Annotated in this window: 11 protein-coding genes; 8 read left to right on the plus strand and 3 right to left on the minus strand. The window is 63.4% G+C overall.

Annotated features, from left to right (window positions below; translation table 11 throughout):
• Positions 1-44: 44 nt before the first annotated feature.
• From FBY03_RS07120 to FBY03_RS07130, 3 genes are read left to right on the plus strand one after another with little or no spacing between them, the layout of a single operon-like run.
• Positions 45-1,640 (plus strand): FAD-binding oxidoreductase, encoded by a 1,596-nt coding sequence (locus FBY03_RS07120; protein WP_147171501.1) that lies wholly within the window; start codon positions 45-47, stop codon positions 1,638-1,640.
• Between the two features lie 2 nt (positions 1,641-1,642).
• Positions 1,643-3,223: a glycerol-3-phosphate dehydrogenase/oxidase gene (locus tag FBY03_RS07125; RefSeq protein WP_178090589.1), complete on the plus strand. Its 1,581-nt coding sequence runs from the start codon at positions 1,643-1,645 to the stop codon at positions 3,221-3,223.
• 35 nt (positions 3,224-3,258) lie between these two features.
• Positions 3,259-4,818 carry an FGGY-family carbohydrate kinase gene (locus FBY03_RS07130; RefSeq protein WP_147171503.1) on the plus strand — a complete coding sequence of 520 codons (1,560 nt, stop codon included), beginning with the start codon at positions 3,259-3,261 and terminating at the stop codon, positions 4,816-4,818.
• A 19-nt stretch (positions 4,819-4,837) separates the two neighbouring features.
• On the opposite strand, the gene FBY03_RS07135 is transcribed toward FBY03_RS07130, so the two are convergent.
• A complete protein-coding gene (locus tag FBY03_RS07135; RefSeq protein WP_147171504.1) occupies positions 4,838-5,536 on the minus strand; it encodes a pirin family protein in 699 nt (232 codons plus the stop codon).
• Between the two features lie 251 nt (positions 5,537-5,787).
• Between FBY03_RS07135 and yegS the strand changes: the two genes are divergently transcribed.
• A complete protein-coding gene (yegS, locus tag FBY03_RS07140; RefSeq protein ID WP_147171505.1) occupies positions 5,788-6,684 on the plus strand; it encodes a lipid kinase YegS in 897 nt (298 codons plus the stop codon).
• Between the two features lie 159 nt (positions 6,685-6,843).
• On the plus strand, positions 6,844-7,779 hold the full coding sequence (locus tag FBY03_RS07145; protein ID WP_147171506.1) for a chemotaxis protein CheV: 936 nt from the start codon (positions 6,844-6,846) through the stop codon (positions 7,777-7,779).
• A 132-nt stretch (positions 7,780-7,911) separates the two neighbouring features.
• Here FBY03_RS07145 and FBY03_RS07150 read toward each other — a convergent pair whose 3' ends face one another.
• Positions 7,912-8,421: a DUF1499 domain-containing protein gene (locus tag FBY03_RS07150; RefSeq protein ID WP_147171507.1), complete on the minus strand. Its 510-nt coding sequence runs from the start codon at positions 8,419-8,421 to the stop codon at positions 7,912-7,914.
• Here FBY03_RS07150 and FBY03_RS07155 point away from each other — a divergent pair.
• Entirely contained in the window at positions 8,420-9,226 is an 807-nt protein-coding gene (locus FBY03_RS07155) for an MOSC domain-containing protein (protein WP_147171508.1), read from the plus strand. The genes FBY03_RS07150 and FBY03_RS07155 overlap by 2 nt on opposite strands.
• A gap of 42 nt (positions 9,227-9,268) precedes the next feature.
• Here the strand turns inward: FBY03_RS07155 and FBY03_RS07160 are convergent, their stop codons facing one another.
• Positions 9,269-11,197 (minus strand): transglycosylase SLT domain-containing protein, encoded by a 1,929-nt coding sequence (locus FBY03_RS07160; RefSeq protein WP_147171509.1) that lies wholly within the window; start codon positions 11,195-11,197, stop codon positions 9,269-9,271.
• A 316-nt stretch (positions 11,198-11,513) separates the two neighbouring features.
• Between FBY03_RS07160 and FBY03_RS07165 the strand changes: the two genes are divergently transcribed.
• Both FBY03_RS07165 and FBY03_RS07170 read left to right on the plus strand, forming a co-directional pair.
• Entirely contained in the window at positions 11,514-13,433 is a 1,920-nt protein-coding gene (locus tag FBY03_RS07165; RefSeq protein ID WP_147171510.1) for an ATP-binding cassette domain-containing protein, read from the plus strand.
• A 63-nt stretch (positions 13,434-13,496) separates the two neighbouring features.
• Complete coding sequence (locus FBY03_RS07170) at positions 13,497-14,183, plus strand: hypothetical protein (RefSeq protein ID WP_147171511.1); 687 nt, start codon at positions 13,497-13,499, stop codon at positions 14,181-14,183.
• Positions 14,184-14,210 lie beyond the last annotated feature (27 nt).

A 14,210-nucleotide genomic window follows, 5' to 3' on the forward strand; every position in this document is an offset into this window, starting at 1 on the left:
ATAGGCAGTCAATGAGTGTGATCGGAATATCTCGGGAGAGGCAGATGCGACGTTGGAACGGCTGGGGCGATGAGGCGACCGTGGTAGAACTGCCGGCGCATGGTGCGGCCTTTCTCGCCGAGCGGGTGGGGCCGGGCCAGGTGCTCGCCGATGCCAGCCTCGAGCAGGTGCTGGCCCAGGTACCGGCTTCGCGGCTGCCGACCCACGCGCTCTACACCCTTGCTGCCGAGGACCGTGTGCGCCACGCCCGTGGCCAGAGCCTGCCGGACTGGTTGGCCATGCGCTCCGGCGAGTTCGGGGTGTTCCCCGATGGTGTCGCCTACCCGGAGACTGCCGAACAGATCCGCCAGCTGCTGGCCTGGGCCAGTGCGCACGACGTCATCCTGATTCCCTACGGCGGCGGCACCTCGGTGGCCGGCCACATCAACCCGCAGCACAGCAGTCGACCGGTGCTGACCTTGTCGCTGGAGCGCATGAACAAGCTGGTCGAGATCGACGAGGACAGCCTGATCGCCACCTTCGGTCCCGGTGCCAATGGCCCGCAGGTGGAGAGCCAGCTGCGCGCGCGTGGCTACACCCTCGGCCACTTCCCGCAGTCCTGGGAGCTGTCGACCCTGGGCGGCTGGGTCGCCAGCCGCTCCAGCGGCCAGCAGTCGCTGCGTTACGGGCGTATCGAGCAGCTGTTCGCCGGCGGCTCGGTGGAGACCTTCGCCGGTACCCTGGAGCTTCCGACCTTCCCGGCCTCCGCCGCCGGCCCGGACTTGCGCGAAGTGGTGCTCGGCTCGGAAGGGCGCTTCGGCATCATCTCCGAGGTCAAGGTGCGCATCACCCGTCTGGCCGAGCAGGAACGTTTCTACTCGGTGTTCCTGCCCAACTGGCAGCAGGCACTGCTGGGCATTCGCCAGCTGGTGCAGGCGCGGGTACCGCTGTCCATGCTGCGCCTGTCCAATGCCATCGAAACCGAGACCCAGTTGGCCCTGGCCGGTCATCCGCAGCAGATCGCCTGGCTGGAGAAATACCTGGCCCTGCGCGGCGCGGACCACGGCAAGTGCATGCTGACCTTCGGCGTCACCGGCAGCCGGGTGCAGAACGCCGCGTCGTTGAAACAGGCGAAGAGGCTCTTGAAAGGCTTTGGCGGGGTGTTCAGCGGCACCCTGCTGGGCAAGAAGTGGGCGGAGAACCGTTTCCGCTTCCCTTACCTGCGTCATGGCCTGTGGAGTGCCGGCTACGCGGTGGATACCCTGGAGACCGCCACCGACTGGTGCAACGTCGACAGTCTGCTGAACAAGCTCGAAGCCGGTCTGCGCGACGGCCTGGCCAGCGAGGGCGAGCGGGTGCATGTATTCACCCACCTGTCCCACGTGTACGGCGAGGGTTCGAGCATCTACACCACTTACGTGTTCCGTCCGGGCAACACCTACGACGAAACCCTGGCGCGCTGGCAACAGCTCAAGCATGTGGCGTGCCGGACCATCGCCGAGAATCGCGGAACCATCAGCCATCAGCACGGCGTCGGTCGCGATCACGCGCCTTACCTGGCGGTGGAGAAGGGCGCGCTGGGCATGGCGGCGCTCAAGGCCTTGTCCGCGCATTTCGACCCCGATCAGCGCTTGGCGCCCGGCGTGTTGCTCGAACAATGAGCGTGCAGCCCTGGAATGCCGCCTGGCGCGAACAGGCGTTGCCCGAACTGGCGGCGCGCGACTGGGACCTGATCGTGGTGGGCGGCGGCATCAGTGGCGCCGGCATCCTCCGCGAGGCGGCGCGGCGCGGCTGGAACTGTCTGCTGTTGGAACAGCGCGACTTCGCCTGGGGCACCTCCAGCCGCTCGTCGAAGATGGTCCATGGCGGCTTGCGTTATATCGCCAAGGGCCAGCTCAAGCTGACCCGCGACTCGGTGCGTGAGCGCCAACGCTTGCTGCAGGAGGCGCCAGGGCTGGTCGACCCGCTGAGCTTCCTGATGGCGCATTACCGCGGCGGTTTTCCCGGCCCCAAGGTGTTCGGCGGCCTGCTGGCGGTTTATGACGCCCTGGCCGGCAAGCGCAATCACCTCTACTACCCGCTGCAGCAGTTGCGCTACCTGGCGCCGGGGTTGAAGGAGGAGGGGCTGCTCGGCTGCACGCGCTTCTTCGACGCGGTCACCGACGACGCCCGCCTGGTCATGCGCGTGCTCGGTGAGGCGCGCGGCGACGGCGGCGAGGCGCTGAATGGCGTGAAGGTGATCGAGCTGCTGCGCGGGTCTGATCGGGTGGTGGGTCTGCGGGTCGAGGACAGTGAAAGCGGCCAGCGCTTCAGCTTCCGCAGCCGGGCCGTGGCGCAAGCCACCGGGGCCTGGGCCGATCGACTGCGGCCGAAGAACAGCTTTGAGCGTATCCGTCCGCTGCGTGGCAGCCACCTGCTGTTGCCGACCTGGCGCCTGCCGGTGGCGCATGCCTTCAGCTTCATGCACGGCGCGGATCGGCGCCCGGTGTTCGTTTTCCCCTGGGAAGGCGCCACGGTGGTGGGCACCACCGATCTGGATCACCCCGAGCCGCTAGACCGGGACGCCCGCATCACGTCGGCGGAGGTGGACTATCTGCTGGCCGCCTGTGCCCAGCAGTTCCCGGGTGCACAGATCCAAGCCGGCGACGTGCTGTCGACCTGGGCCGGGGTGCGCCCGGTGGTCAGCGATGGCGCCACCAGCCGCGAGCCCTCGGAGGAGAAACGCGAGCACGCACTGTGGGTCGAGCCGGGTTGCGTGACCCTGGCCGGCGGCAAGCTGACCACCTTCCGCCTGCTGGCCCTGGAGGTGCTGCAGGCCTGCGCCGAATTTGTCGGTCAGCCGGTGCTTGATCGGGGCACGGCGACCTTTCGACCCTGTACCACGCCAGCGATGCCGACGCTCAGCCCGGCCCAGCAGAAACGTCTGGCCGGTCGTCATGGCCGCGAGCTGCCGGGCCTGTTGGCGCTGATGGAACGGGTCGGTAACCAGCGGGTCGCGGCCACCGAGACCCTGTGGGTCGAGCTGGCCTGGGCCGCGCAGAGCGAGCTGGTGCTGCACCTGGATGACTTGCTGCTACGCCGAACCCGACTCGGTTTGCTGCTGGCCGCTGGTGCGCAGGCCGAGCTGCCACGCATCCGTGCACTGTGCCAGCCCCTGCTGGGCTGGAACGACGCGCGCTGGGAGCGGGAAGAACGCGACTACCTGGCACTCTGGCGCAGCTGTTACAGCCTGCCGCAGGATTGAGAGGCTGTGCGAAATCAATCAGAAAGGACTGCGTCTTGAGCGAGAAAAGCTATTTGCTGGCCATCGACAACGGGACCCAGAGCGTGCGGGCACTGTTGTTCGACCTGGACGGCAACCTGGTCGGCAAGGGCAAAGTCGAGCTGCAGGCCTACTACTCCGAACAGCCGGGCTGGGCCGAGCAGGACCCCGAGTACTATTGGGCCAGCTTGGGCGAGGCGTGCAAGCGGCTGTGGGCCCAGGTGGACATCGACCGAAGCCTGATCAAGGGGGTGTCGCTGACCACCCAGCGCGGCACCCTGATCAACGTCGATGCCCAGGGCGAGCCGCTGCGTCCGGCGATTCTCTGGCTGGACCAGCGCCAGGCCGAGGTTCAGGGCAAGATCAAGGGGCCCTGGGGCTGGTTGTTCAAGCTGATCGGTGAAGAAGCCACGGTGGACTTCTTTCGCGCCCAGGCCGAGGCCAACTGGATCGCCCAGCAGCAGCCGGAAATCTGGGCGAAGACCGACAAGCTGCTGCTGCTCTCGGGCTTTCTCACCCATCGTCTGTGCGGCCGTTTCGTTGACTCGGTGGCCTGTTGCGTGGCCTACCTGCCGTTCGACTACAAGCGCCTGCAGTGGGCCAAACCGGGTGACTGGAAGTGGCAGTCGATGCCGGTGCGCCGCGAGCAGTTGCCGGAGCTGTACAAACCGGGTGAGCGGCTCGGCAGCATCTCCGTCGCCGCCAGCCAGCACACCGGGATTCCCGAAGGCTTGCCGCTGATCGCCGCCGGTGCCGACAAGGCCTGTGAAGTGCTTGGTGCAGGTGGGGTGGAACCGCAGACGGCGTGCTTGTCCTACGGCACCACCGCGACCATCAACACCACGCGGCGCAAGTACCTGGAGACCGTGCCGCTGATTCCGCCTTATCCGGCGGCGATTCCCGATCACTACAACACCGAGGTGATGATCTACCGCGGCTTCTGGATGGTCAGCTGGTTCAAGCAGCAATTCGGCCTGCGCGAGATGCAGCGCGCCGAGGAACTGGGCGTCGAGCCCGAGACGCTGTTCGATGAGTTGGTCAACGCGGTGCCGCCCGGCTCCATGGGCCTGATGCTGCAGCCCTACTGGTCGCCGGGGATCCGCGAGCCGGGGCTGGAGGCCAAGGGCTCGATCATCGGTTTCGGTGATGTGCACACCCGCGCTCACCTCTACCGGGCGATTCTCGAGGGCCTGGCCTATGCCTTGCGCCAGGGCAAGGAGAAGATCGAGAAGCGCTCGGGCACCCGCATCACCCGTCTGCGGGTGTCCGGGGGCGGCTCGCAGAGCGACGCGGCGATGCAGCTCACCGCCGATATCTTCGGTCTGCCGGCCGAGCGTCCGCACGTCTACGAGACCTCCGGCCTGGGCGCGGCCATCGACTGCGCGGTGGGCCTCGGTCTGCACCCCGATTTCCCCAGCGCGATCGCGGCCATGACCCGCGTTGGCGAGGTGTTCCAGCCCAACCCGCAGGCTCAGCGCATCTATCAGCAGCTGTACACCGAGGTCTATTTGGGCATGTACCAGCAGCTCAAACCGCTGTACCAGAAGATTCGCCAGATCACCGGCTATCCGGCCTGAGCTCTGGCCGCGGCTGCATTCAGGCGATTTCGACCAGGATGATTTCGCTGTCCTCGAGGGCGCTTACTGTGATCACGGCCTCATCGCGCACCGCCACGCCGTCGCGGGCCTCGGCGGTGACGCCGTTGACCGTGAACAGACCAGTGGCGCCGACCAGATAGGCTTTGCGCGTCGGCGACAAGCGATATTCGGCGCTCTGTCCAGCTTTTAGTGTCGCCGCGGCCAGGCGAGCGTTGACCCGGATGGGCAGGGCATCTTGATCCTCCGGGTTGCCGCTGGCCAGGGTGACGAAGGTGCCGGCGCGTTCGCCCTTGGGGAAGGGTTTGGCGCCCCAGGCGGGTGGGGCACCGAACTGGTCCGGGGTGATCCAGATCTGGAAGATCGTGGTGGTTTCATCCTCCAGGTTGTATTCGCTGTGGGCGATGCCGCTGCCGGCGCTCATCACCTGCACGTCCCCGGCTTCGGTGCGGCCCTGGTTGCCCAGGTTGTCCTTATGGGTGATCGCGCCCTGGCGCACATAGGTGATGATCTCCATGTCGCGATGCGGATGGGGCGGGAAGCCGGAATGTGGTGCGATTTCGTCATCGTTCCACACCCGTAGCTGGCCCCACTCCATGCGTTCGGGGTTGTAGTATTCGGCGAAGGAAAAGTGATGGCGGGCAGTCAGCCAGCCGTGCTGGGCGCCACCGAGTTGGGCAAAGGGGCGAACTTCGATCATGCAAATGTCCTCATAGGTGATGCGACCTGGCGCGCTTGCCAGGTGCTGGCGGTTGCTATGAGAGGATGGTCGCTCAAAGCTATTCGTTTAAAAATCGCTATTATTCGAGCTTTAATATCGATTTATTAGATTTAACCTGGTGCCGGTAAGGCTGTTCACTGCACCGCTAAGCGGCACAACCATCGATGACGCGCTGTATGAACAGGATCGGGGCTGCGGAGCACCGATCACAGGATTCCAGGGGAAAGGCAATGCACGAACGTAAGGCGTTATTGATCCTGCACGGCAAGCAAGCGCTGAATGAAGACGTGCGTGCCGCAGTGCTGGCGCGCCGCAACGAAGGCTGGGAACTGGCGGTGCGCTTGACCTGGGAAGGTGGCGACGCCCGGCGTCTGGTCGCTGAGGCGCTGCAAGCGGGTTACCCGACACTGATAGCTGGCGGTGGCGACGGCACCCTGCGCGAGGTGGCCGAGGCCATGGCGTTGGCGCAAGCCGAAGCCAGCCTGGCATTACTGCCGTTGGGTACCGCCAATGACTTCGCCCACGCGGCCGGGGTGCCGCTGACAGCGCGCGAGGCCTTGGCATTGCTGGATGTGTCGGCACGGCCGGTTGATCTGGGCGAAGTCGACGGCCAGTTATTTCTCAATATGGCCACGGGTGGGTTTGGCTCCAACGTCACCGCCAATACGCCTGAAGACCTGAAGCAAGTGCTCGGTGGCGCCGCTTACTTCCTCACGGGCTTGAGCCGTTTTGCCGAAGTACGCTCCTCATTCGGTCGCTTCACCGGCCCTGACTTTCTCTGGGAGGGCGAGTTTCTCGCCCTGGGCATTGGTAACGGTCGCCAAGCCGGTGGCGGGCACCTGCTCTGTCCGCAGGCCAAGGTCGATGACGGCTTGCTGGATATCTGCATCGTGCCGGCCGCCCAGGACGCGGTCGGCACCCTGGGCACCCTGCTGTCCGGGGGGATCAACGGCTTGCAGAGCGTGTCGCTCAGCGCGCGCCTGCCCTGGCTGGAGATCGATGCGCCGGCGGGCCTGGATTTGAATCTGGACGGTGAGCCGATGGAAGGTCGGCAGCTGCGCTTTGTCGCACGCGCGGGCGTACTGCGCATGCACTTGCCGGCCGGTTCGCCGTTGCTCTCTGACTGATGCGCGCGTCTGATGCTTGGCGCCTGATTCGTGGCGCTGCTGGTGTGGTGGCGCGGGCTCGGGCATGATGAGGCCCCGTCATAATGGCTTTAGCGGCGCGCTTTTCGGCCGATACGCTGGTCATGGTTAGATTCGACCCACAGGCAACAGGAGCGCGCAATGGCGGGCATTCTCGACTCAGTAGATCAACGCACCCAGCTGGTGGGCGAGAACCGCCTGGAAATCCTGATGTTTCGCCTGACGGGACGGCAGCTGTTCGCGATCAACGTGTTCAAGGTGCAGGAAGTCCTGCAAATGCCCAAGCTGACCTTGATGCCGCATCGCCATCGCTTTGTCTGTGGTGTGGTCACCCTGCGTGGGCAAACCTTGCCGGTGATCGATCTGTCGCAGGCCATCGGCATGCGCCCGCAGGTGCCGGATGAGCGCAGCACCATCATCGTTACCGAGTACAACCGCTCGGTGCAGGCCTTCCTGGTCGGCGGTGTCGAACGCATTCTCAACCTGAACTGGGAATCGATTCTGCCGCCGCCTGGGGGCGCGGGTCGCCAGCATTACCTCACAGCCATCAGCAAGGTCGAGGACCATATCGTGGAAATCATCGATGTGGAGAAGGTGCTGGCGGAAATCACCCCGATGAGCACCAAGGTGTCTGCGGAAAAACTGGCGGATCCCCTGCTGGAATTTGCTCGGGGGCGCGAAGTGCTGCTGGTGGATGACTCCAGTGTGGCGATGACCCAACTCAAGAGCACCATGGTTCAACTGGATATCGTCTCTCATTCGGCCAGCGATGGTCTGCGCGCGCTCAAGCTGCTGAAGAGCTGGGCCGATGAAGGCCTGGACATGCAGGACAAGCTGCTGATGGTGATCACCGATGCGGAAATGCCGGAAATGGACGGTTATCGTCTGACCACCGAGATCCGTAACGATCCCCGGCTCAAGGATCTGTACGTGGTGCTGCACACCTCACTGTCCGGCAGCTTCAACGAAGCCATGGTGAAAAAGGTCGGCTGCGATAATTTTCTCTCGAAGTTCCAGCCGGACAAACTGGTCGACGTGATCTGTGAGCGTTTGCGGCTCGACCAACCCAGCGTCTAGGAGCCTGACGGACTTAACGCTGCCCTACTGCGGGAAATCCGGATTTGCCCATTTCCGCCGCTCTTTCTCGTTAAATAGCTCACTATTCGCCTCGAAAGTTCAGCCAAATTGGCTCAAACAGGACGTCCCTCGCTACGGAGGGTCAAGTCCGACGGGCTCCTGGGGCTGTTCGGCCAAGCGCTGGCGCAGTCGCTCGATGCGCTTGCGGTTGACGCCGAAATCCGAGTAGCCCAAGCGTGAGGCAGAACGTACCTCGACGCGCTCCTCGCCAATCAGGAACTCGACATCGTCGATGAAACGCAGTACCTGGCTGCTGAACTCCGCGCGCAGGTAGTGGGCGTCCTGGGCCACCAGGCGCACGCCTGGTTCGCCGGTCAAGATGTCGACCAACCGCGCTCGGGTCTGGCTCGGGCTCCCTTGCAGCGTTAATGGCGCAATCTGTTGGTCGCCACTATCGGCCTGGCTGCTGACGCAGTTGGGCGAAGACGGGCAGGGCGCCAGGCGGCCCCGATCGACCCCCAGATTATCCGGCGGGCTGCCGCTGCAGGCACTGAGGATGATCAGGCTCAAGCACAGCGCAGGCTTGTGAGCGCGACGGGTTGCTCGTATAAGGGCGTTTTGCCGAATGGAAGACTGGCTCATGTTGCGTCTCTCTGGGTTGTACCGCTATCCACTGAAATCCGCCGTTGGCGAGCCGTTGCACGAGGCTCAGCTGGACGCCCTGGGTGTGCTCGGTGACCGCCGTTGGATGGTAGTCGATGCCGAGAGCGGGCGCTTTCTGACCCAGCGCTTGCTGCCGCAGATGACCCAGCTCAAAGCTCGCTGGCAAGGTGCCGAGCAACTGCTGTTGAGTGCGCCGGGCATGAGCGAGCTACCGGTTGCGCTACCGACAGCGCAGGCCGAACTACGCGGTGTGACCATATGGCGAGACAGCCTGCGGGTGCCGGATGCCGGTGACGCCGCCGCCCTGTGGTTGAGCCAGTTGCTCGGGCGTGCCTGCCGCCTGGTGCAAGTGCCGCCAGAGCGCGCGCGTCAAGTCGATACCGACTATGCAGAAGTCGGCGACAAGGTGGCCTTTGCCGATGGTTTTCCCTTGCTGCTGATCGGTCAGGCGTCACTGGACGACCTTTCGGCGCGGGTCGGCCGACCCTTGGAGATGCTGCGGTTTCGCCCCAATCTGGTGATCGAAGGAGCCGAACCCTATGCCGAGGACGGCTGGAAGCGTATCCGTATCGGCGAGCTGGAGTTCCGTGTGGCCAAGGGTTGCTCGCGTTGCATCATGACCACGCTCGATCCGCAGAGCGGCGTGCGCAGCGTCGATCGTGAACCCTTGGCGACGCTGCGAGGTTACCGCCAGCGCGATGGCGAGGTGTATTTCGGGCAGAACCTGATCGCCGACGGGGTGGGTGTGCTGGCCCTGGATATGCCGGTTGAGGTGCTTGAGTAAGCCTACGCGGGCCAGGCTCGCGTAGTTTGCAAATCTCAGGAGTTATTGGTCGTCGAAGTAGCGCTCGTGCCAGCTGATCAGCGGTTGCGGGGCATTGAGTTTCTGCCCGTAGATCACCGAGTAGGACAGCACGTTCTGCACGTATTGACGGGTCTCGTCGAACGGGATGTTCTCGATCCACACGTCGTAGGCCAGGTGGTCGGCGCCGCGCAGCCATTGGCGTACGCGTCCGGGGCCGGCGTTGTAAGCGGCTGAGGCGAGCACGCGGTTGCCATTGAACTGACCATAAATCTGGCTCAGGTAGGCGGCGCCGAGTTGAATATTCACACTCGGTAGCAAGGCATTATTGGGGTTGCTCAGGGGAATGCCGAACTTGCGCGCAGTTTCCTTGGCGGTTGCCGGCATCAGCTGCATCAGGCCCATGGCGCCGACGTGGGACTTGGCATCGGCCATGAAGGCGCTTTCCTGGCGGGTGACGGCGAACACCCAGCTGGAATGCAGGTCGCGCTTCTTCGCTTCACGCACCAGGTTGTCACGGTGGGCCATGGGGAAGCGCACGTCCAGATCGTCCCAGTACTGGGCCTGGCTGATGGTGCGGATCGCCGGAAAATACCACTCCATGTCATAGGCCAGGCGTGCCTGGGCGACCAGCTCGTCGCGACTGAACAAGCGGCTGACGTGATACCACTCGCGGCGTCCGTCGACTATCTGTCCGCGGGCGTTGAACTCGAGGGCACGGCGGATACCGGCGGTATTGCGCACCTTCTGCAGGATCTTCGGGTCCAGTGCCAGTGGTTTGTTATTCAGCTGGTAAGGCGCCTTGACCTGATCGGCAGCCATAAAGCCGTAGAAGTCACGCTCCTTGGCCAGGCTCTGGTAGAGCAGCTGGGGTTCCTGGTTGTTGGGTTGCGCCAGTTGCAGGCTGCGCGCCTGCCAGTAACGCCAACGGTTGGTATTGGCCAGATCGGCAGGCATTTGCCGGGTCAATTGGTGAACTTCGTCCCAGCGACCGAGGCGCAACAGTAGACGCGCGCGCCATTCGCTGACGGTGTTGTCGCGCAACTCCGGGTCGTACTGCGCCATGACCTGCAGCGCGCGGGCATCGAAGCGCTTGGCCAGGGTCAGGCCGATTTCGCGGGCGATGGCTACCTTTTCCTCGCTGGAAAACTGCATGCGTCGGGCGTAGCCGTCCAGCAGGCTGAGGGCCTTTTCGGGGTCTTGACGGGCCAGGCGACGCAATCCCAGACCCACCACATCGGCCATGGCCTGATCGGTTCGGCTAAAACGCTCGGTCTGGCTGAGCAGCTGCGGCTTCTGCGCCACCTCGAGCAATAGCTTGCCGTGGTTGCCGAGCGTCGGTAGGCCTTTGATCAAGTAGGTGGCCAGGCCATAGTTGCGTGCCTCGGCGGCCAACTTGGCCCGTTGCCAGCGTTTGGCTTCGGTGAGCTGGCCTGCGGCCGCCCAGCGGTCAAACAAGCGATCGCAGGCTTCCGGTTGGGATTTACCGACTAACCAGAGCTTTTCCGCGGTGGCGTAACCTTCTGCGGTAAAACCGTGGCCCAGTTGATATTGCCCATACAGGCAGTCCAGTTCGGTGAAATTCAGCGTCGGGTCGTAGTAATTGACGAAGGTTTGCCACTCGCCGCGTTCGGCCAGCCAGCGCAACCAGCGCAGTTTCATCCAGCTGGCTTGTGGCAGATCGCCATGCTCGGCGAGAAACTTTTCGATTTCGTCATTCGATGCAAATTTCAGACGCGCGGTCAGCTCGTCATACGCCAGGTGCGGCTCCAGCGGGTAATCACGCAAGGCGTTGGCATAGCGCCGATAAGGTGCGCTGTTACCTTTGGCTAGCGCGCTCTTGGCTTCGTCATAGTACTGCCGTTGTTCGGCCAGACTGGCGGCCTGAGCGGCGGAGAGCGTGGCAGCAGAGAGAAATAAGCAGGAAAACAGGCTAAGCAGACGACCGCACATGACACTTCCGGATTAGACGCGAGGCTGAGCGGCGGCACAGCCGACGCAGGATTCGACTAGCTTAGCCTTTTGCCTGGGGGCGGCGAAAGTCGGCGACCGACTCCAGGCGTCGAATAAAAAATGCCGGTAATGCCGGGGCGCTTCTCGGTTAGAATGCGCGCCCAGTTTTTGTCAGCGCTTATAGAGTGCCGACAAGTAGATTTTTGCGGTGATGGATACCGGCAAGATCGAGCCTGTGCCGGGTTTGAATGTTCAAACCCGGCATCTGCCACCCTTGCCCTGGTATTTATCACTCGCCGTATTGTTGAGGCGTGCCATGACCCTGCTTAAGTTCACCGATGTTTCCCTGGCGTACGGCGCCATGCCGCTGCTGGATAAGGTGTCCTGGCAGATCGCCCGTGGCGAGCGGGTGTGCATCATCGGCCGCAACGGCACGGGTAAATCGAGCATGTTGAAGCTGGTCAAGGGCGACCAGAAGCCCGACGATGGCGCCGTTTGGCGTGCTCCGGGGCTGAAGATCGGCGAGCTGCCCCAGGAGTTACCGGTGGCCGACGGCCGCACTGTGTTCGACGTGGTGGCCGAGGGTTTGGAGGGCGTCGGTGCACTGCTCGCCGAATATCATCACCTGGCCCAGAACATCCACAGCGATGCCGATCTGGACAAGCTGATGCATGTCCAGCAGGACCTCGAGGCGCGCGACGGCTGGCGCCTGCAGCAGCTGGTCGACAGCACCCTGAGTCGCTTGCAGCTACCGGCCGATAAAACCCTGGCCGAATTGTCCGGCGGCTGGCGCCGGCGCGTGCTGCTGGCCCAGGCGTTGGTCTCCGAGCCGGATCTGTTGCTGCTCGACGAACCGACCAACCACCTGGACATCGGCGCGATTGCCTGGCTGGAAGAAGCCTTGATGGATTTCCAGGGCGCGGTGCTGTTCATCACCCACGACCGGTCATTCCTGCAGAACCTGGCCACGCGCATCCTCGAACTGGATCGCGGCGGCCTGATCGACTGGAACGGTGATTACGCCAGCTTCCTGGTGCACAAGGAGGCCACGCTGGCCGCCGAAGAAGTAGCCAACGCCTTGTTCGACAAGCGCCTGGCTCAGGAAGAGGTATGGATTCGCCAGGGCATCAAAGCGCGGCGTACCCGTAACGAGGGCCGTGTGCGTGCGTTGAAGGCCCTGCGGGTGGAGCGCAGCGAACGACGTGAACGAACCGGCAAAGCCGCGATCCAGCTGGATACTGCCGACAAGTCCGGCAAGCAGGTGATGGTGCTGGAGAACGTCAGCTTCGCGCATCCGGATGGCCCGTTCCTGGTCAAGGATTTTTCCATGGTCCTGCAACGCCAGGATCGTATTGGCCTTCTCGGGGCCAATGGCACCGGCAAGACCACCTTGTTGAAATTGATGCTGGGTGGCTTGCAGCCGAGTAGCGGCTCGGTGGTTGAGGGCACGCGGATCGAGGTGGCCTATTTCGACCAGCTGCGCCATCAGCTCGATTTGGAGAAAACCGTAATCGACAACGTCGCCGAAGGTCGCGACTTTATCGATATCGACGGCCAGAGCCGCCATGTATTGAGCTACCTGGGCGATTTTCTGTTCAGCCCGCAACGTGCCCGCACCCCGGTCAAGGCCTTGTCGGGCGGTGAGCGCGCCCGCCTGCTATTGGCCAAGCTGTTCAGCAAGCCCGCCAACCTATTAGTACTGGATGAACCGACCAACGACCTCGATGTGGAAACCCTCGAGCTGCTTGAGGAGGTGTTGCTGACCTTCAAAGGCACCGTGTTGATGGTCAGTCACGACCGGGCGTTCCTCGATAACGTGGTGACCAGCACCCTGGTATTCGAAGGCGAGGGGCGCGTTCGCGAGTATGTCGGCGGTTATCAGGACTGGTTGCGCCAGGGTGGTTCGCCGCGTTTGCTGGGCGTCGGCGAAAGCAAGGCGGGCAAGGCCGAGTTGGCCTCGGCGGTGGTCGAGCCGCAGGCTGCAGCGGCGCAGTCTGAGCCTGCTGCGCCGGCAGCGAAGAAGAAGCTGAGTTACAAGCTGCAACGCGAGCTGGAAGCGCTTCCCGGACAAATCGATGCGGTCGAGCAGCAGATGGCCGCCTTGCAAGAGCAGATTGGCGACCCGGTGTTCTACCAGCAACCTGCGGAGACAACCGCGCAGGCCCTGGCGCGCCTGCAAAGCCTGCAACATGAACTGGATCACCTCTTGGAGCGTTGGGCCGAGCTGGAGGGTTAAATACAGCGACAACGCGGCGAATAATCCTTAAACAGGACGCGAAGAAGTCTGGCGGAGCAAGCAATGCCCATCGAGTACCGCATTACCCTCGACGACAACCATGAGTTCAGCTACCTGATCGAACTGGATCGCGGATATGACATCGCGGTGGCGCAAGCTGCGCCGAGCTGGACCCGGCTGGAAAACCAGCAGTGCAGCAATTGTCCGCTGAGTCGGGAGAACTTCAGCCATTGTCCGGCGGCGGTTGACCTGCATCGAGTGATCGAGGACTTCCAGGGGCTGCCGGCCATCAAGAAGGCAACGGTCTGGGTGCGTACACCGGAGCGCGAATACACCAAGCTGGTTGGTCTGGAGGAGGGCCTGCGAGCGCTGCTCGGGGTGATCATGGCGACCAGCGCCTGTCCGGTATTGGGCAAGCTCAGGCCGATGGCGCAAAACCACCTGCCGTTTGCCAGCAACCAGGAATTCAGTCTGCGCGCGGTCTCGCTGTACCTGGCGCGGCAGTACTTCAATTTCCGTGAAGGGCGGCATGCGGATTGGGAGCTGAAAGGGCTGGTGCGCATGTTCCAGCAGTTGCAGTTGGTCAATCAGGCGTTTTGGCAGCGTATTCACGATACCTGTAAGGGCGACTCGAATCTCAAGGCCTTTCTGACCTTTTTCTCGATGTCGTCGAGCATGACGTATTCACTGGAAACCCAGCTGCAAAAGATTCGCCCGCTGGTGATGAGCGCGGGCGATTATCTCGACTGAGGGGCGTGGCGAATGACGTCGATTGCG

It is taken from the genome of Pseudomonas sp. SJZ079 (assembly GCF_007993865.1).
GTDB lineage: Bacteria > Pseudomonadota > Gammaproteobacteria > Pseudomonadales > Pseudomonadaceae > Aquipseudomonas.